This window comes from Caballeronia sp. dw_276 (genome assembly GCF_018449635.1).
Lineage (GTDB): Bacteria > Pseudomonadota > Gammaproteobacteria > Burkholderiales > Burkholderiaceae > Caballeronia.
Window position 1 is genome coordinate 255495 of the sequence record NZ_JAAVUV010000006.1, and the last position, 17473, is coordinate 272967.

Annotated in this window: 17 protein-coding genes and 3 tRNA genes; 16 read left to right on the forward strand and 4 right to left on the reverse strand. The window is 59.0% G+C overall.

Annotation, left to right across the window (positions count from 1 at the left end; translation table 11 throughout):
• Nucleotide 1: 1 nt before the first annotated feature.
• From lepB to nagZ, 7 genes are all read left to right on the forward strand, one after another.
• A complete protein-coding gene (lepB, locus tag HB633_RS14880) occupies nucleotides 2-895 on the forward strand; it encodes a signal peptidase I (RefSeq protein ID WP_213778834.1) in 894 nt (297 codons plus the stop codon).
• Between the two features lie 211 nt (nucleotides 896-1106).
• Nucleotides 1107-2324 (forward strand): ribonuclease III, encoded by a 1218-nt coding sequence (gene rnc / locus HB633_RS14885; RefSeq protein ID WP_213778835.1) that lies wholly within the window; start codon nucleotides 1107-1109, stop codon nucleotides 2322-2324.
• A 98-nt stretch (nucleotides 2325-2422) separates the two neighbouring features.
• Nucleotides 2423-3322: a GTPase Era gene (gene era, locus HB633_RS14890; protein ID WP_213778836.1), complete on the forward strand. Its 900-nt coding sequence runs from the start codon at nucleotides 2423-2425 to the stop codon at nucleotides 3320-3322.
• Complete coding sequence (gene recO, locus HB633_RS14895; RefSeq protein WP_213778837.1) at nucleotides 3309-4232, forward strand: DNA repair protein RecO; 924 nt, start codon at nucleotides 3309-3311, stop codon at nucleotides 4230-4232. Before era ends, recO begins: the two co-directional genes overlap by 14 nt.
• On the forward strand, nucleotides 4229-5002 hold the full coding sequence (gene pdxJ / locus HB633_RS14900; RefSeq protein ID WP_213778838.1) for a pyridoxine 5'-phosphate synthase: 774 nt from the start codon (nucleotides 4229-4231) through the stop codon (nucleotides 5000-5002). The genes recO and pdxJ overlap by 4 nt, the downstream gene beginning before the upstream one ends.
• A gap of 4 nt (nucleotides 5003-5006) precedes the next feature.
• Nucleotides 5007-5405, forward strand: a complete 399-nt coding sequence (gene acpS, locus HB633_RS14905) for a holo-ACP synthase (RefSeq protein WP_056354336.1) — start codon at nucleotides 5007-5009, stop codon at nucleotides 5403-5405.
• Nucleotides 5406-5470: 65 nt separating this feature from the next.
• Nucleotides 5471-6475: a beta-N-acetylhexosaminidase gene (nagZ, locus tag HB633_RS14910; RefSeq protein WP_213779088.1), complete on the forward strand. Its 1005-nt coding sequence runs from the start codon at nucleotides 5471-5473 to the stop codon at nucleotides 6473-6475.
• 61 nt (nucleotides 6476-6536) lie between these two features.
• Here the strand turns inward: nagZ and HB633_RS14915 are convergent, their stop codons facing one another.
• From HB633_RS14915 to earP, 4 genes are all read right to left on the reverse strand, one after another.
• Nucleotides 6537-7919, reverse strand: coding sequence for a sigma-54 dependent transcriptional regulator (locus HB633_RS14915; protein ID WP_213778839.1), 1383 nt, complete (start codon nucleotides 7917-7919; stop codon nucleotides 6537-6539).
• Nucleotides 7920-8180: 261 nt separating this feature from the next.
• Nucleotides 8181-8516, reverse strand: a complete 336-nt coding sequence (locus HB633_RS14920; RefSeq protein ID WP_213778840.1) for a BON domain-containing protein — start codon at nucleotides 8514-8516, stop codon at nucleotides 8181-8183.
• 258 nt (nucleotides 8517-8774) lie between these two features.
• Nucleotides 8775-9332 (reverse strand): elongation factor P, encoded by a 558-nt coding sequence (efp, locus tag HB633_RS14925; RefSeq protein WP_056354324.1) that lies wholly within the window; start codon nucleotides 9330-9332, stop codon nucleotides 8775-8777.
• A gap of 218 nt (nucleotides 9333-9550) precedes the next feature.
• A complete protein-coding gene (gene earP, locus HB633_RS14930) occupies nucleotides 9551-10732 on the reverse strand; it encodes an elongation factor P maturation arginine rhamnosyltransferase EarP (RefSeq protein ID WP_213778841.1) in 1182 nt (393 codons plus the stop codon).
• Nucleotides 10733-10886: 154 nt separating this feature from the next.
• Between earP and uvrC the strand changes: the two genes are divergently transcribed.
• The 9 genes from uvrC (at nucleotide 10887) to HB633_RS14975 (ending at nucleotide 17377) form a co-directional block, all read left to right on the forward strand.
• Nucleotides 10887-13037, forward strand: a complete 2151-nt coding sequence (gene uvrC / locus HB633_RS14935; RefSeq protein ID WP_213778842.1) for an excinuclease ABC subunit UvrC — start codon at nucleotides 10887-10889, stop codon at nucleotides 13035-13037.
• 85 nt (nucleotides 13038-13122) lie between these two features.
• Nucleotides 13123-13719 carry a CDP-diacylglycerol--glycerol-3-phosphate 3-phosphatidyltransferase gene (gene pgsA / locus HB633_RS14940; protein ID WP_213778843.1) on the forward strand — a complete coding sequence of 199 codons (597 nt, stop codon included), beginning with the start codon at nucleotides 13123-13125 and terminating at the stop codon, nucleotides 13717-13719.
• A gap of 177 nt (nucleotides 13720-13896) precedes the next feature.
• Nucleotides 13897-13972, forward strand: a tRNA-Gly gene (locus HB633_RS14945).
• A 59-nt stretch (nucleotides 13973-14031) separates the two neighbouring features.
• Nucleotides 14032-14107: transfer RNA gene (locus HB633_RS14950), tRNA-Gly, on the forward strand.
• A 103-nt stretch (nucleotides 14108-14210) separates the two neighbouring features.
• A tRNA-Cys gene (locus HB633_RS14955) sits at nucleotides 14211-14284 on the forward strand.
• A 174-nt stretch (nucleotides 14285-14458) separates the two neighbouring features.
• Entirely contained in the window at nucleotides 14459-15619 is a 1161-nt protein-coding gene (locus HB633_RS14960) for a site-specific integrase (RefSeq protein WP_213778844.1), read from the forward strand.
• Between the two features lie 66 nt (nucleotides 15620-15685).
• On the forward strand, nucleotides 15686-16432 hold the full coding sequence (locus tag HB633_RS14965) for a TIGR04255 family protein (protein ID WP_213778845.1): 747 nt from the start codon (nucleotides 15686-15688) through the stop codon (nucleotides 16430-16432).
• Nucleotides 16425-16784, forward strand: coding sequence for a hypothetical protein (locus tag HB633_RS14970; protein ID WP_213778846.1), 360 nt, complete (start codon nucleotides 16425-16427; stop codon nucleotides 16782-16784). Before HB633_RS14965 ends, HB633_RS14970 begins: the two co-directional genes overlap by 8 nt.
• Nucleotides 16784-17377 (forward strand): hypothetical protein, encoded by a 594-nt coding sequence (locus HB633_RS14975; protein WP_213778847.1) that lies wholly within the window; start codon nucleotides 16784-16786, stop codon nucleotides 17375-17377. The genes HB633_RS14970 and HB633_RS14975 overlap by 1 nt, the downstream gene beginning before the upstream one ends.
• Nucleotides 17378-17473 lie beyond the last annotated feature (96 nt).

Sequence of the window (17473 nt, forward strand, 5' to 3'; positions counted from 1 at the left end):
GATGAATTTTGCGTTGATTCTTTTGATACTCGTCGTCTTGACGGGGATCGCTTGGGTGTTCGATAAATTGGTGTTCGAGCCGCAACGGCGGCGCGCGGCAGATGAAGCGGTAGCCGAATTCGACAAACAGCAGGCACGCCTCGAACCCCGTTTCGCCGATGAACACGCGCCGCAAACGCGCGCCCGTCTGCGCGATGAAAAGCTTCGCCAGCCCTGGTATCTGGAATATTCGGCAAGCTTTTTTCCGGTCATCCTCGTGGTTTTTGTCGTGCGCTCGTTTGTGGTCGAGCCGTTCAAGATTCCGTCGGGATCGATGGTGCCGACGTTGCTGGTCGGTGACTTCATTCTGGTCAACAAATTTGAATACGGCTTGCGCCTGCCTATCAGCAACACGAAACTGACGAGCGGCACGCCGCTTAAACGCGGTGACGTGGTGGTGTTCCGTTACCCGAAAGACGAATCCGTGGATTACATCAAGCGCGTGATTGGTCTTCCCGGCGACACCGTTGCGTATCAGGACAAGAAGCTGACCATCAATGGCAAGCCGGTTCCCGAAACGTCGTTGCCCGATTTTTTCGATGACGAACGCATTGGTTATGCAAAGCAGTTCGAAGAAGATCTGGATGGCCGCAAGAACGCCATTCTGAACAACGCGCAAGTACCGCCGTTCGTGATCGGCGCCGATGATTTCCCGAATCGCGACAATTGCAATTACAACGCGCAAGGCGTGATCTGCAAGGTGCCGCCTGGCAGCTACTTCATGATGGGCGACAATCGCGATAACAGCGCGGACAGCCGCTATTGGGGTTTTGTCCCTGACGCGAATATTGTCGGTCGCGCATTCTTTATCTGGATGAACTTCAGCAGTTTGAAGCGCATCGGCTCATTCCATTGAAGCACGCCATGGTTGTGTAAAGGTTTGACAAACTACGCCGCGGGATAACGCGGCGTAGTCGTTAATGGATGCGTTGAAAGCACCTTAGAAACAGCACGAAGAAAAGCGCCTAACGTGCACGTGCCGTATTGAATTTTATTTTCGGTTTTTCGTTTTTCAGCCGTTTCCCGGCCAAAATCGCCGCTCGCGGCGCCCGCGTTATACTCTGCCCATGCCCTCAACCCCGTTGGAAAGCCGGCTTCAGTACGAATTTCGCAATGCGGAATTGCTGCGCCAGGCGATGACCCATCGCAGTCACAGTGCCACGCACAATGAACGACTCGAATTTCTCGGAGATTCCGTTCTAAATTGCGTGGTGGCTGCGCTTTTGTTCCAACGATTCGCAAAACTCGACGAAGGCGATCTTTCTCGCGTTCGCGCAAATCTGGTCAAGCAACAGTCGCTTTACGAGATTGCGCAGGCGCTGAACGTCTCGGAGGCCCTGCGGCTGGGCGAAGGAGAATTGCGCAGCGGCGGCTTCCGCCGGCCGTCCATCCTGGCCGATACGCTCGAGGCCATCTTCGGCGCGGTTTTCCTGGACGGCGGCTTCGACGCGGCGCTTCAGGTCATCAAACGGCTCTATACGCCGATCCTCGATCACATCGATCCACGCACTATCGGCAAGGATGCGAAGACGTTGCTGCAAGAGTATCTGCAGGGGCACAAGATTGCGTTGCCGACTTATACCGTCGTCGCAACGCATGGGGCCGCGCATAACCAGCAGTTCGAGGTGGAATGCACGGTGCCGAAGCTCGACGTGAAAGTCTCGGGTTCTGGCGCCAGCCGCCGTGCGGCGGAACAGGCCGCGGCGAAGAAGGCGCTGGACGAACTGGCATCGGCAACGCCCGCGCTGACGACGAAACCCAAGCGCAAGGGTTCCCGCGCCGCGAAACTCGCGGAACAGGAAGTCGTGCCCGGCGTAACAGGGGTTCAGGCTGCGCTGGATCTGCGTGCCCCCGACCGGCGCGAGCGTGCGCGGGCGAGCGCGGCCAACAGCAACACGCATAACGATCCCGAGCGTCCGGCCACGGCGCCTTTGGCGGTGATTCGTGCATCGCACGTCGAGTCATCGGGCGATAAAGCCGAGCGCGCTACGATCAGCCGGGTGGAACGTGCTGAGAAGGGCGCGCCCGAGGCGTCTGCGCCGCGTAGCGAAAGCACTGAAAAGCCGGTGGATAACGCTGTGCACAACCCGGTGGAAAAGAACGCCGAAAAAGCCGCGGCAAAGTCGGCGAGCAAGCCGGGCGCTGAATCGCCGGTCATCGACAAACCCGCGTCCCCCGCACGTCCGCGCGAAGAAGTCGCTGCGAAAGCCGAGGAAAGCGTCGAGGCGCACGCGGAAGCGAGTGCCGATGAACCCGTTGCACGCGCGGCCGATGCCGGTCATTGACCGCACGAAGCCATAGCCGAACGCTCGAATTACCGGCCGCCGAAAGCGCCACACTCCCGACGCCACGCGTCCCAACGAATCTGCAGCTGCAAACATCTATGAACGCTCCCACTCCCCCTGGTTTCCGCTGCGGCATGGTCGCGATCGTCGGCCGGCCGAACGTCGGCAAATCGACCTTGATGAACGCGCTCGTCGGGCAGAAAGTCAGCATCACGTCGCGCAAGGCGCAGACCACGCGGCATCGGATCACCGGGATTCATACGCTGGACGACGCGCAATACATTTTCGTCGATACCCCCGGCTTCCAGACCAAGCACAGCGGCGCGCTCAACCGATCGCTGAACCGCGCGGTGACGTCCACGCTGACGGCGGTCGATGCAATCCTGTTCGTGATCGAAGCGGGCCGTTTCGGACCTGACGACCAGAAAGTGCTCGACCTGATTCCGAACGACACGCCGTGCCTTCTGATCGCGAACAAGCTGGACCACGTCAACGACAAAGAGACGTTGTTCCCCTTCATGCAGAAGATGAGCGCGTTGCACGACTTCAAGGAAATCGTGCCGATGACAGCGAAGCATCCGGATGACATCACGCGTCTGATGACGGTCGTGAAGCCGTATCTGCCGGAAGGTTCGCCCATCTACGGCGAGGACGATCTGACGGACCGCAGCGAGCGGTTTCTCGCCGCCGAGATCCTGCGCGAAAAAGTGTTCCGCTGGACCGGCGACGAGTTGCCGTACACGAGCACGGTGATGATCGACAAATGGGAAACCGAAGGTCGCCTGCGCCGTATTTTCGCGACCATCCTGGTGGAACGCGATACCCACAAGGCGATGATCATCGGCCAGAAGGGGGCCAAGCTGAAACAGATCAGCACTGAGGCGCGCCTCGACATGGAAAAGCTTTTCGATGGCCCCGTGTACCTCGAAACCTTCATCAAGGTGAAGAGCGGCTGGGCGGACAACGAAGCGGGACTGCGCGCCTATGGGTACGAATGACGCGTGGATGACCCAGTCTTCCAACGCCGACTCCGATCCGCTCGCCGACAATAACTTCAGCGTCGACGAGCCTTCCACGCCCGCGCCGAAAAAGCGCGGGACGCGCGCCGCTTCATCGAAAGCCGTCGCACCTAAAGATCCGAAAGAACCCAAAGAACCCAAGGCGCCCAGACCGCCGCGTGCCGCGCCGCGCTCGGACTTTCGTATCGCGGAGCAGCCGTCGTTCGTCCTGCATAGTTATCCGTATCGCGAGACGAGCCTGATTCTCGATGTATTTTCCCGCGATCACGGCCGCGTCGCGCTCGTCGCCAAGGGCGCAAAGCGACCGCATTCCGCATTGCGCGGCGTGTTGCAGACGTTTCAGCCGCTGGGTTTATCGTGGACGGGAAAGGGCGAGGTTCGCACTCTGACCCAGGCCGAATGGGTCGGCGGCATGTTGCCGCTCGCCGGCGACGCCTTGCTGTGCGGTTTCTACGTCAACGAATTGCTCGTCAAGTTCTGCGCACGCGAAGACGCGCATCCCGCGCTGTTCAATCATTACTTGCTGACATTGTCGCGTCTCGCGCACGGCGAACCGGCGCTGTACGCGTTGCGTTCGTTCGAGCGCGTGTTGCTGCGCGAGACCGGTTACGCGATGGCGCTGAACAGAACCATCACGCGTCAGCCGGTTATCGCCGGTGGAAAATACGTGTTTGATCCCGAACGCGGCGTGCGCGAAGCATCGGACGATGTCCCGTCGCAATGGCCCGTGATTTCGGGCCAAACCCTCCTGGATATGGAGAAGGACGAATACAGCCGCCCGCAGACGGCCGCGCAGAGCAAAACGCTGATGCGCTTTCTGTTGAACGTGTATCTTGGCGGCACGCCGCTCGCCACCCGTCAAATCTTGATCGACTTGCAAAACCTATGAGCTTCTTTCTTTCGTCGCCCGCGAATGTGATCGACCTGGGCGTCAACATCGATCACGTCGCCACGCTGCGCAACGCGCGCGGCACCCAGTACCCCGATCCGGTTCGCGCCGCGCTGCAAGCCGAAGAAGCGGGCGCTGACGCCATCACGCTGCACCTGCGCGAAGACCGCCGTCATATTCTCGATGCCGATGTCCACGCGCTGCGTCCTCTGCTCAAAACGCGGATGAACCTGGAATGCGCGGTGACGCAGGAAATGCTGGACATCGCGTGCGGCGTGCGTCCGCATGACGTGTGTCTGGTGCCGGAAAAGCGCCAGGAACTGACGACCGAAGGCGGTCTCGATGTCGCCGGCCAGTTCAACGCCGTGAAAGCCGCGTGCGAGCAACTGCGGCAGGCAGGGGCGCGGGTGTCGCTTTTCATCGATGCCGATGAGACCCAGATTCGCGCAGCGCATGAAGCGGGCGCGCCGGTGATCGAATTGCATACGGGTTGCTACGCCGAAGCGCACGACGAAGCCACGCAGCAAAAGGAATACGAGCGCGTGGCGCGCAGCGTCGACTTTGGCAATTCGCTCGGGCTGAAAGTGAACGCGGGACACGGTCTGCACTACACGAACGTGCAGCCGATCGCGGCGCTCGAAGGCATCGTGGAGCTGAACATCGGGCATGCGATCGTCGCGCACGCGATCTTTGCCGGCTGGGACAACGCCGTGCGCGAGATGAAGGCAATCATGGTGGCGTCGCGTCTTGCCGCCACATCGTCACGATAAAACCATGGCGATCTACGGAATCGGTACGGATCTCGTCCAGGTGAGCCGCATTGCCGGCGTCATGGAGCGCACGAAAGGGCGCTTCGCCGAAAAGGTGCTCGGCGCCGACGAACTGCGCGTTTATCACGCGCGAAAGGCGCGTTCGGAAGTCCGCGGCCTGGCGTTTCTTGCGACGCGGTTTTCGGCGAAGGAAGCGTTCTCCAAGGCGATCGGCCTCGGCATGCATTGGCCGATGACCTGGCGCGCCGTCCAGACGCTCAACGAGCCGAGCGGCAAGCCGATCGTGGTGGCATCGGGCGAACTCGCCGAATGGCTGAAGGCGCGTGGCATCACGGCGCAGGTCACGATCACCGATGAACGCGACTACGCGGTATCGTTCGTGATTGCGGAAACGAATGTGTAAGACTACTAACCCCTGACTTTCTCGCTTCCAATTTGAACTCGTTAAAACGCACTCCCGGTCCGGTCATGCTCGATGTGGCCGGCACCACGCTCTCCGACGCCGACATCCGCCGTATCGACCATCCGATGACCGGCGGCATCATCCTCTTCACGCGGCATTTCGAGGATCGGGCGCAGCTCGTTGCGCTGACCGACGCGATTCGCGCGGTGCGCGACGACATCCTGATCGCGGTCGATCACGAAGGCGGTCGCGTGCAACGTTTTCGCACCGATGGCTTCACGGTCCTCCCCGCGCCGGGCAAGCTCGGTGCACTCTGGGATCGCGACGTATTGCTCGCCACGAAAACCGCGACCGCGTTTGGTTACGTGCTTGCGGCGGAGTTGCGGGCGTGCGGTATCGACATGAGTTTCACGCCGGTGCTCGACCTGGATTACGGGCACTCGAAGGTGATCGGCGATCGCGCAATGCACAGCGACCCGCGCGTGGTGACGATGCTCGCGAAGAGCCTGAACCACGGCCTCGCGCTCGCGGGCATGGCGAATTGCGGCAAGCACTTTCCGGGACACGGGTTTGCATCGGCGGATTCGCATGTCGCCATGCCGGTGGACGATCGTTCGCTCGAAGACATCCTCGCCGCCGATACCAAACCGTACGACTGGCTGGGCATGTCGCTGGCATCGGTGATTCCGGCGCACGTGATCTACCCTCAGGTCGATGAAAAACCTGCCGGCTTTTCGCGCGTCTGGCTGCAGGACATCTTGCGCGGCAAGCTCGGATTCAATGGCGCGATCTTCAGCGACGATTTATCGATGGAAGCCGCCCGTGCAGGCGGCACGCTGACCGAAGCCGCGACCGCAGCGCTCACCGCCGGCTGCGACATGGTGTTGATCTGCAACCAGCCGGAAGAGGCTGGAAAAGTTCTCGACCGGTTGACGTTCCAGCAGACGAAGGCATCGCAAACGCGGTTGAAACGCATGCGGCCGAGAGGGCACCCGTGGCGCTGGAACAAGCTGATGTCGCAGGTCGAATATCAGCAGGCGCTGGCGTTGGTCAAAAGCGCACTGGGCTGAATGCAAAAGCCGGTGGTTTCTTCGAAAGAAACCACCGGCTTTTTTTCGGGCGCAAGCCCGATTACTCCAGCTTCATGCGCTGCAGCTTGTTGTAAAGCGTCTTCGGACTGATGCCAAGCAACGTCGCCGCCCTGTGCCGCGTGCCGCCAACGGCTTCGAGCGTCGCGCGAATCAGCATGTCTTCGACGTCGGCGAGCGCTGTTCCCACAGTGACCTGGACGCTGGTGCCATTCAGGCCACGACCGCCTGCGCTTGTGTGTTCATCGGCGCGAAGGGTTTCGATCACGTCGCCGGACGCGTGATACGCGCGTCGAACGCGATCGCGCAATTCGCGCACATTGCCCGGCCATTCGGCTGCGAGGCATTCGCGGATGAAATCCGGGCTCACTCGTTTGGGCGCGCCGCTCGTGATCCCGCTCACGTGGTTCTCGCGATTCAGCTCATAGACGAAATGCTCGGCGAGCAGCGCAATATCGTCACCGCGATCGCGCAACGGCGGCAACGCAATCGACGACGCGTTCAAACGCTGGAACAGATCCTCGCGCAATTTGCCATCGGCGACGGCGTCTTTGGGCGGCATTCTCGTCGATGCCAACAGCCGGAAATCCGTCACGATCTTGTTGCTGCCGCCCACGCGCATGAACGTCTGCGAGTCGAGCGCGCGCAACAGCGCTTCTTGCTGGGCGAGCGGCAATGCATCAATCTGATCGAGGAACAGGGTGCCGCCGCCCGCCTGTTCGAGCAGGCCGGGCTCGCGGTTTTCCGCGCCGGCAAATGCGCCGCGCTCGTGGCCGAACATCAGGCTTTCCATCGAACGCGCGTTGCTGTCCGAGGCTGCCGAACAGTCGAACGAAACGAACGGGCCTTTGCGGCGCCGGCTCATCTCGTGCAAGGTTTTCGCGGCGACCTTCTTGCCCGTGCCGGCTTCTCCGCAAATCAGCACGGCGGCTTCGGTCGGCGCGGTATGTTCGATCAAATCGTAGACGTGCTGGATCGCGGCGCTCCGCCCCAGCATGCTGCCGAAATGCCCGAGTTCGCGGAGAGTACTGCGCAACGCGCCGACTTCCTCGGTGAGTTCGTACGGACGCGGAATGCGCGCGAGCAAGCTGCGCAGGCGTGGAATGTTCACCGGCTTGAGCAGGTAATCCCAGATGCCCTGGCGCAAGCCTTCAATGGCGCTTTCCACGGTCGCGTTCCCGGTCATCACGATCACGGGCAGCGCACCGCCCGGCGGTTGCGCAGGGAGGTTGTGGAGCAGGTCGAGACCGCTGCCATCGGGCAGGTTCAGGTCGACCAGCACTACGTCTGGAATGAAGCGCGTCAAGGCGGAACGCGCCTCGGCGAGCGTGGTCGCGGTATCGACGGAGAAACCGTCGGCCGCGAGTATGGCGGACAGGCCGGAAAGGCTGTTCGGATCGTCTTCGACAATCAAAGCGTGTGGCATGGCGGACACGGCGTAATAAATGGGTCTGAATGGCGTTCCAGGCCGGTCGCTCTTGCGGCGACACTCGGCGGCGAACGCGTCGGAACCAGGCAATGGCGGTACCGGCGCGCTCCAGGGCTGACTTCATCTCAGCTCATCATTGCGATCCAGTACTCGTTATTCATCGCCGGGTCTTCGTCCTGCGCTTACTCGATACTGATTTCTGCGCTGGCACGGTTGCTTCCGGTTCAAGCTACGGAAGGCAAACCGGCCCTTACGCGCTTACTGCGGCTTCACATGCAGATCGTTCTTGACCGACTGCACGCCTTCCACGCCGCGAGCTACCGAAACCGCCTTCTGGATCTGGTTCGTAGAATCCACGAAGCCGGACAACAGCACTTCGCTTCGATACGTCTTGACGCTCACTGACAGCGACTTCAGGCCTGGATCTTCCAACAAAGCTGTTTTCACCTTCGTGGTCAATGCGGTGTCCGTGGTGTATTCGCCTGCCGATTCGTGCGTAGGTGTCGACGAACAACCTGCCGTGATGGCGATGGCGGGAACAGCGCAAACTGCAGCGAGTACGAGACGTGCGATAGTGGTTTTGGAATTCGGCATTTTTTCTTGTGTTGGAAGTTGATAAATTCCACGCGTTTATTTCTCTTTGCGCGGTCACAACATCCACAGCAGGTTTCGTGCCATCGTTGAGATGTAGACGAATCAGTGAGTTAGCAACGTGCATTGCATCTCGTGACACGTTTCGATCGTAATTTCGATGTATGAACCGGTAAAGTTTGCCTGAATTGGCAAATATGTTCAGCAAAAAGAAAAAGCGCCCCGAAGGGCGCTTTTTGCGGACTTCAGCGTGACGCCGGGTTAGGCGCGGCTGCGGTACTCGTTCGTGCGGGTATCGATTTCGATCTTGTCGCCGATGTTGCAGAAGAGCGGCACTTGAAGTTCGAAGCCCGTGGCAAGCTTGGCCGTCTTCAGAACCTTGCCCGACGACGTGTCGCCCTTGACAGCCGGTTCCGTATAGATGATCTCGCGCACCAGCGATGTCGGCAATTCGACCGAGATGGCTTTCTCGTTGTAGAACACCACTTCGCACGGCATGCCGTCTGCGAGGTAGTGGAGGGCGTCGCCCATCATGTCGGCTTCGACTTCGAACTGGTTGTAGTCGGCGTCCATGAACACGTACATGGGGTCGGCAAAGTACGAGTACGTCACTTCCTTGCGGTCGAGCTGAACAACGTCGAACTTGTCGTCCGCCTTGTACACCGATTCCATGTTGCCGCTAGCCAGCAGGTTACGGAACTTCATCTTCACGACCGCGGAATTGCGGCCGGATTTGTTGTATTCGGCCTTCAACACGACCATGGCATCGCTGCCGATCATCACGACGTTGCCGACGCGGAGTTCTTGTGCGGTCTTCATATTAAAAAACTGTCCTGTACGAAAATTTGAGCCTGATCGCTGCGGTGCTGGCGGCCGGCTTTGAGATTTGGATGCGCTGCAGCTACCTGCCTGTTCCATCCCACGCCATCCCGCACGCCTGGGTGTTCGCTTGGCTACGTTCACCCGTCCACCGTGGAATCCGCCCGGAACTGTACGCTTGTGTACCTGCCCCGAACTGCAAGCCGTTGGATAACCGCTTATTTTAACTGAGATTTCGCGAATTCCGCCAGATTTCCGGCCAGATCGCCAATGCCCGCGAGTTCCAGAGCCCAATCGGCGGCGCGCTGCTCCAAATCTCTTCGATACCGCCAGAAACCCGGCCAATCGGGCGTGCCCGCGCCGTTCCAGGCGTGCCAGAACCGTTCCAGTGACGTCCGGGCGCCCTCCGGCAAGCCATTCGCGTAGTGCGCGAGGGCGGCGTCGAGCTTCGGCAGGTGGGCATCGTCGGCCTGCGGATAGATCTGCCAGACGAACGGTTTTTGCGCCCATTGCGCGCGCACGAACGAATCCTCGCCACGCACGAAATTGATGTCGGAGGCCCAGAGCAGGGCATCGAAGAGCGGTTGTTCCACGAAACCCAGCGCGTAGGCTTTCAACGAACCGCTTTCAGCCTTCGCTCCCGCCGCAAACCCCGGCAGGCCGAAAAAGCGCGCGATCGCGCCCGAGATACGGCCCTCGGGCACCAGCAAGGCGACGGGCGACGGCGAGTCGCGCCACTGTTCCAGCAACGAATCGATGGCCGGATTTTCGTAGGCGAACAGGGAGACGACGGTCGTATCCGCCGAAGGCGCCGAAATGCCAACCCGTTCCTGCCACCACGCGTCACGCTGGAAGGCTTCGCGCCCGGCGTCGAGGGTCCGCTCCTTCAGCACGCCACCGGTGCCGGCACCGAGGCCGGGGAAGAAGAACGTCTTGTTGATCGCGTGGCGCGGATGTGGCGACGGCCTCAGGTGGAAGTCCGCGACCCAGTCCTCCGCGCTCAGATATTCCAGGTTCAGCCATACGGGCTTGCGTTCGCGGCGCGCCATCGCGGTAACGTAGATGGCGGGCAATTCGCAACCGAACGCTTCGATCACGACATCGGCGATCTGCAGCGTGTCGCCTGCGTGCGTGGGCGCGTGCCAATGCTCGATCACCACGCCCTCGGCTTCCTGACGTGCGAGCCCGGCGTCGACGGCAGGACAGAGCGCGTGGAACGCCTTGAGGTCATCGACGAAAAGGCGCACTTGCCAGCCATGCTCCGTTGTGAGCTGGCGCGCGAGGCGCCAGCAGACGCCGATGTCGCCGAAGTTGTCGATGACCTCGCAAAAAATATCGCAGGCAATACGGAGGTCTGCATTGCCGGCAAACACCGGGGGATTTTCCACTGAAGCGGGCATAAGTGCTGGAGCGGCGACGAACCGCTTGATCGATGGTGAACAAGAGCCAGAGTGTGGTTTGCACTAAACTGGCATTTTTGAAGATAACGATTCGCGCGTCCCGGTCGCCAAGCCGCCGAGCGAACTCAACGCGAACTCCGCACACCGCCCCTGCATGACCGAACCCGACGTTTTCGACCCTAAAAAGAACCTGGCCCAGCTTCCGCATCTGCCGGGCGTGTACCGCTACTACGACGAGAATGGCAACGTGCTGTACGTCGGGAAAGCGCGCGACCTGAAAAAGCGCGTATCGAGCTATTTTACGAAGACGCTGCTTTCTCCGCGCATCGCGATGATGGTCACGCGCATTCGCAAAATTGAAACGACCGTCACGCGATCCGAAGCCGAAGCGCTGTTGCTTGAGAATAATCTGATCAAGGCGCTTACGCCGCGATACAACATCCTGTTTCGTGACGACAAGTCCTATCCCTATCTCAAGCTGACGGGCCATACGTTCCCGCGCATGGCGTATTACCGCGGCAGCGTCGACAAGAAGAATCAGTTCTTCGGGCCGTTCCCGAGCGCGTGGGCCGTGCGCGAGAGTATCCAGATTTTGCAGCGCGTGTTCCAGTTGCGCACGTGCGAGGATTCCGTCTTCACGAACCGCACGCGGCCGTGCCTCTTGCATCAGATCGGCCGATGCACGGGGCCGTGCGTCGGTTTGATCGATAAGGAAGATTACGCGCGCGATGTGTCGAATGCATCGCGGTTCCTGCTCGGTCGGCAGGGCGAAGTGATGAAGGAACTCGAGCAGAAGATGCACGCGTTCGCCGCCGATCTCAAATTCGAGCAAGCCGCCGCGGTGCGCAACCAGATGAGTTCGTTGTCAACCGTGCTGCATCAGCAGGCCATCGAAGTGGGCGGCGACAACGACGTCGATATCCTCGCGGTCGTGGCGCTCGGCGGCAAGGTCTGCGTGAACCTCGCGATGGTGCGCGGCGGGCGTCATCTCGGCGACAAAGCGTATTTCCCGACTCACGTGGAAGCGGCGCTCGCCATTGAAGACGCGATGCCCGAGGAACTCGCCGAAGAAGATATCGGAAGTATCGTCATCGAAGAGGTTCAGGCGAGCGCCGGCGAAGTTGCGTTGCCGCCCGGCACGCTGGCCGCGATCGAGCGGGACTTCGAAGCGCATGCCACGACCGGGGAGATGCAAGAAGAGATCGCCGAAACAGGCGCGGTGGAAGGACTGGATCAGGCGAGCGAATCCGAGCGTCAGGGCGCGCTCGAGGCTGAAGTGCTGGAGGCGTTCATCGCGCAGCATTACATCGGCAATCGCGTGCCGCCGGTGCTGGTCGTGAGCCACGCGCCGGCCAATCGCGAACTCGTGGATCTGTTGATCGAGCAGGCCGGGCACAAGGTCACGCTCTTGCGTCAGCCGCAGGGACAAAAGCGCGTGTGGCTGTCGATGGCCGAATCCAACGCGAAGCTCGCCCTCGCGCGCCTGCTGTCCGAACAAGGCTCGCAACAGGCCCGCACGCGCTCGCTTGCGGATACATTGAACCTCGAGATGGACGACCTTGCGCAATTGCGCATCGAATGTTTTGATATCAGTCACACGATGGGTGAAGCGACGCAGGCATCGTGCGTGGTCTATCACCATCACAAGATGCAGACGGCGGAATACCGGCGCTACAACATCACCGGCATCACGCCCGGCGACGATTACGCCGCGATGCGCCAGGTCTTGACCCGACGCTACGAGAAGATGGTCGCGCAAGCTGCGGCACGCGCCGCAGAGGAACCGGTCGAACTCGATCCATCAGAAGCGCCGCAATCCGATGAACCCGATGTCGCCGAACCGACGCCCGCCGGCGGCCGTTTGCCGAACATCGTGTTGATCGATGGCGGCAAGGGGCAGGTCGAGATCGCACGGCAAGTGTTTGCCGAACTGGGGCTCGACCAGGGCATGCTGGTCGGCGTGGCGAAAGGAGAAGGGCGTAAGGTGGGCCTGGAAACGCTGATTTTCGCTGATACCCGCACGCCGCTCGAACTCGGCAAGGAAAGCGCGGCGCTGATGCTGGTCGCGCAGATCCGCGACGAAGCGCACCGGTTCGCGATCACCGGCATGCGTGCGAAGCGCGCGAAAACACGGCAGACCTCGCGGCTGGAAGAGCTCGAAGGGATTGGTGCAAAACGGCGTCAGCGGTTGTTGTCGCGCTTTGGCGGGTTGCGCGGCGTTCAGGCGGCGAGCGTGGAAGATCTTGCGAGTGTGGAAGGGATATCGCAGGCGCTGGCCGAGCAAATCTACCGGCAGTTGCACTGAGCGCAACGTCCGGCCGTCCGGCCCGTCGGCTTGTGACATATAAGTCGACGCGGCACAATGGCACCTCTCAATAAGAGTCACGCCCATGCCGTTTAATTTTCCGATTTTCCTGACGTGGCTGCGAATCGTGCTGATTCCGCTCGTCGTGGGCGTCTTCTATTTGCCGGACATGATGATGAGCCCGGACCATCGCAATCTGGTCGGCATGGTCGTCTTTGTGCTCGCCGCGCTGACCGACTGGCTCGATGGCTACATGGCCCGCAAGCTCAACCAGACCTCGGCATTCGGCGCGTTTCTCGATCCCGTCGCCGACAAGCTCATGGTCACCGCCGCGTTGCTGATTCTCGTGCAACTGATGCGGCTGAATGCGGTGATTGCGCTTGTCATCGTAGGGCGTGAGATCACCATTTCTGCATTGCGTGAATGGATGGCGCAGATCGGGGCATCGAAGAGCGTGGCCGTGAATTCGCTCGGCAAGTTCAAGACCGTCTGCCAGATGGTCGCGATCCCCATGCTGCTTTTCTACGGGCCGCTGAAGATTTCGGGTACGCCAATTGTCATCGATACACGCGTTTGGGGACTCTGGCTGATCTACGTGGCCGCGTTTCTCACGGTCTGGTCGATGCTCTATTACATGAAGCTCGCGTGGCCGCAGATTCGAGAGCGCGGCGGCATGCTGTAATGGATTGTGAAAGAGTTGATTGCAGCAAATAGTGATGGGGCACATACAAAGCTCTTGACACTAAAGTTGGGCTTCTCCATAATCTCGTTTCTGTCGGATGCACGCGAAACAACACACCGCAACGCGGCGTCTGATGAAGTACAAAAGCAGTAAATTGGCAGAAGAAGTCGGCAAGATGCGGGAGTAGCTCAGCTGGTAGAGCGCAACCTTGCCAAGGTTGAGGTCGCGAGTTCGAGCCTCGTCTCCCGCTCCAGATTCAAAGGTCGTCGGCAATGGTAAGTCGACGATTAGCAGTAGATTGCAAGGCAAGATGCGGGAGTAGCTCAGCTGGTAGAGCGCAACCTTGCCAAGGTTGAGGTCGCGAGTTCGAGCCTCGTCTCCCGCTCCACAAAAAGGGGAAGCAAAGCTTCCCTTTTTGTTTGGTGCCTTGATTCATGTGCTGGCTGGATTGGTTTGTCAGATACGGTACGTTTTATGTAGCCCCCGCTTCTGGCGCGATAGCAAAGCGGTTATGCAGCGGCCTGCAAAGCCGTTTAGGCCGGTTCGACTCCGGCTCGCGCCTCCAAGGTTCAAACGCGAAAGCCCTGATTACTCAGGGCTTTTTCTTTGTCTGAGCCGTTTCCATATATGGAAATGCGCCGTCTAAAGTGGTAAAAAGCCCTCTCTAACCACTCGAAAAACATGCAAAACCACGCGCAGATCGGCTCATTGGCCGTTGGCGTGAGTTTTGTAGCGGGCTATGTCGACAAAGAGATTGCGTCCATCTGGGACGTGGGAATACACAATCCGCCGCAAGGGCCTGCTGCCAAAGCCACTTTCGCTCACGTTTGAAAACGAGGATGAAGGCGACGCATATGTGAGGCGTATCGAGCAACTGCTCGATGCCGGCATTCTTCCGGAGGACCTGGTCGCCCGACGCGGAAGTGTCGTCACTGTCGACGATGCGATCCGCGCTTATCTAGGTAAGGTAGCGTTGCCGGCGTCTGACGTCTCGCTGCTGAATACTTTGTTGGAGCGATGGAAAGGGCAGTCGCTTACGTCCGTCAACTACGATTGGACTGAGCGTTGGGTCACGGCCATGAAGCGACGCGACGTAATGGCTCCATCCACGATCCGCCACTATGTCGGTGCGCTCGCACGATGTTTCGACTGGACGGTCAAAAGCGGCAATCCGTCTCTGCCGATTAATCCATTGCGGCTGCTGCCTAAGCGCTATGCGACATACACCGATGAGGACTCGGCCGCTGTGAAGAGCCAAGGCAGGGAAGGTAAAGAGGACATCGAGCGGGATCAGCGACTATACGGTGACCCGGAGCAAGCGGTTCGCGCCATCCTTGCTAAGGTTAAGCCGGAGAACCGGCAGCGAGCCTTCGAGCTTCAGTACCGCCCCGCACTCGTATTTCTATTCGAGCTCGCGCTGGAATCCGCAATGCGGTTGCGAGAGATGTACACGCTTTCCCCGCAGCAGGTCGATATCGAGCGCCGGACGGTTTTCTTGGATAAAACCAAGAACGGAAGCAAGCGCCAGGTGCCGCTCACTACTGTGGCGATCGCGGCGTACCAAAAGTACGTCGAGCTGGTCAAGGCCGGCGATGAGGAAATGGAGGGGTTTGCGTTCGATAGCGACCGGCTTTTCCCGTGGTGGGACGGCAGTCGTGACGCGAAAGCGTTGGCGAAGGTGACCGTGTTGCTGTCGGCGCAATTTGGCCGGATTTTCGACGGCGCGGGCTGCGGAGAGGTGACGTTCCATGATCTGCGTCACGAGGCAACGTCGCGGCTCTATGAAAAGACCTCTCTGTCCGATGTCGAGATTGCCAAGATCACCGGACATTCGAGCACGAAACTGCTGATGCGCTATGCAAATTTACGGGGTAGCAATCTTGCGGCACGTCTTTGGTAATGGCGAAAGTCGTTAGATTTTCTGGCGCGCCAAAGGTACCATATGGCAGAATCCGGCCGAGAACCTATGAAACTACCTATCCGCCTCAAGAGCGAGCCGATTGTCGATGCGATCTTCGAGATCCGCTTCGCGGCTAAAACGCAGATTGCGAGCATCTTGCCCGGCTACCTTTACTCAACGCTTGGCGGAACGAGTGTAGAACGGTTGTCAGCCGCCGATATACCTGAGGCAATCCGCGTTTCCGACGCCAATCTGCGGGCGCTTCCGACGCAAAAAGTGTTCATTGACAAGTTTTATATCCTGGTGGGTGACGAATTACTCGGAATAGGTTGTCAGCTTCCGTACCCTGGCTGGGCCGAGTTTCGCCCTGTCATTGAGAAGGTATTGAACACGGTTCACGCTTTAAAGTTGGTCTTGTCGGTGCATCGGTACTCGATGAAATACGTGGATGTTTTGCCCGCGAAGGATTCAGGTGAGGCGTTGTCGATGCTCGATCTCGGAATCGAACTCGGCGGCCAAAAATTAAAGCACGAAAAATTCCAGCTTAGAACCGAATTAGTGCGCGGAGCGTTCATACATGTAGTCAACTTAGTTGGATCAGCGCAGATGCTGATTGCCAATCAACCGCAGCGAAATAGCGGCGCGATCGTCGATATTGACTCCATCTGCGACCTGTCGCCGGCGATGAGGTTTGAAAGCTTTTTAATGAAATTGAAAGCGTCGGCTGACGAGATACACGAAGCGAACAAAGAACTGTTTTTTGAGCTGTTGCAGCAGGAAACCGTCAACTCTTTGGGGCCAGATTATGAGTAATTATGTGCTTGTAGGTGCCGAACCGATGGTGGACGTGTCTCCAAGTCGAGCAATGCCTTGGATTTTTGCCGCCAGTATCGCGGCAGTAAGCATCACTGCAGCGGGGGCTGCTGGGTCAGTGTCCGATCTTGCGAAAGTTACTTTGGCCAGCGCTCGCCACGCCTCATACGTGGTTGACCAGATTGCTGATACAGCCTTAATAGGCGGTGAAACCTCGTTTGACGTTGCGGACGGACATTTTGAGGCGAGTATGACTGCTTTTTACGGTCATCTGCTCCAAGCTCAACAGCCGTTGGGACACGAGTTTGAAGCCGTCTTGGCAAAGAATCTTTGGGATCTTTACGCTGACTGATGATGCAATTCAGTGCCGAAAAATTAAAAGATCAAATCCCGTTCTATCTAACGAAAGAGAGGCAAGAGGGTTTGATGAAGGCGCTGGAAGATTTTCCTCGGAAGATCGACTACTACCTTGACGACTATAAAGATGATCTGTTGCAGGGGGATGGTTGGACGGCGTTAGATGTCATCCAATTTGAAACGGGCGACCGAAAAAACATCCGCGGGATAGTCTTATCCAATAGTTGCGACATCAGCGAAGCAAACGAAAGGGCGCTTCCACCTCGCCTAGTGTTTGCGCCTCTAATACGCCTACAACGCTTCGTCGAGGCGTTGAAGGTTGAGGGACTTAAAAACGAGACGATAGAAGCGAAGTTGACGTCAATCCGAAATCAAGAGGTCACGACTGTTTTTTACCTTCCCCAAGGTGGTCAGCTAGATAGTGAGTACATTGCGCTTCTGGATGATCTGCATACCATTCCCGTCAAGCACTTCGCTGAAAAAGGTGATCGAACTAAGCTGTTCACTCTTGGGATGGCTGGCTTCTACCTTTTTTTGTTTAAGTTGTCGGTTCACTTCTGCCGATTTCACGAAAACGTAGCTAGGTAACGATTCGGTGCTCTGCAAGATTCGCGGCAAAGAAACGTAGGCGCCCGAATGTGGCCATCCTAGTACGTTCAAAATTGCGTGCCGTTTTGGCTCTGA

Excerpts from the sequence above, each read along its gene's own strand:
- HB633_RS14915 (WP_213778839.1), bottom strand. The coding sequence starts at position 7,919 with ATGCCACACGCTTTGATTGTCGAAGACGATCCGAACAGCCTTTCCGGC.
- pgsA (WP_213778843.1), top strand. The coding sequence starts at position 13,123 with ATGCCGTTTAATTTTCCGATTTTCCTGACGTGGCTGCGAATCGTGCTG.
- HB633_RS14965 (WP_213778845.1), top strand. The coding sequence starts at position 15,686 with ATGAAACTACCTATCCGCCTCAAGAGCGAGCCGATTGTCGATGCGATC.
- recO (WP_213778837.1), top strand. The coding sequence starts at position 3,309 with ATGGGTACGAATGACGCGTGGATGACCCAGTCTTCCAACGCCGACTCC.
- acpS (WP_056354336.1), top strand. The coding sequence starts at position 5,007 with ATGGCGATCTACGGAATCGGTACGGATCTCGTCCAGGTGAGCCGCATT.
- pdxJ (WP_213778838.1), top strand. The coding sequence starts at position 4,229 with ATGAGCTTCTTTCTTTCGTCGCCCGCGAATGTGATCGACCTGGGCGTC.
- nagZ (WP_213779088.1), top strand. The coding sequence starts at position 5,471 with ATGCTCGATGTGGCCGGCACCACGCTCTCCGACGCCGACATCCGCCGT.
- uvrC (WP_213778842.1), top strand. The coding sequence starts at position 10,887 with ATGACCGAACCCGACGTTTTCGACCCTAAAAAGAACCTGGCCCAGCTT.
- HB633_RS14960 (WP_213778844.1), top strand. The coding sequence starts at position 14,459 with ATGTCGACAAAGAGATTGCGTCCATCTGGGACGTGGGAATACACAATC.
- HB633_RS14920 (WP_213778840.1), bottom strand. The coding sequence starts at position 8,516 with ATGCCGAATTCCAAAACCACTATCGCACGTCTCGTACTCGCTGCAGTT.
- era (WP_213778836.1), top strand. The coding sequence starts at position 2,423 with ATGAACGCTCCCACTCCCCCTGGTTTCCGCTGCGGCATGGTCGCGATC.
- HB633_RS14970 (WP_213778846.1), top strand. The coding sequence starts at position 16,425 with ATGAGTAATTATGTGCTTGTAGGTGCCGAACCGATGGTGGACGTGTCT.
- rnc (WP_213778835.1), top strand. The coding sequence starts at position 1,107 with ATGCCCTCAACCCCGTTGGAAAGCCGGCTTCAGTACGAATTTCGCAAT.
- earP (WP_213778841.1), bottom strand. The coding sequence starts at position 10,732 with ATGCCCGCTTCAGTGGAAAATCCCCCGGTGTTTGCCGGCAATGCAGAC.
- HB633_RS14975 (WP_213778847.1), top strand. The coding sequence starts at position 16,784 with ATGATGCAATTCAGTGCCGAAAAATTAAAAGATCAAATCCCGTTCTAT.
- efp (WP_056354324.1), bottom strand. The coding sequence starts at position 9,332 with ATGAAGACCGCACAAGAACTCCGCGTCGGCAACGTCGTGATGATCGGC.
- lepB (WP_213778834.1), top strand. The coding sequence starts at position 2 with ATGAATTTTGCGTTGATTCTTTTGATACTCGTCGTCTTGACGGGGATC.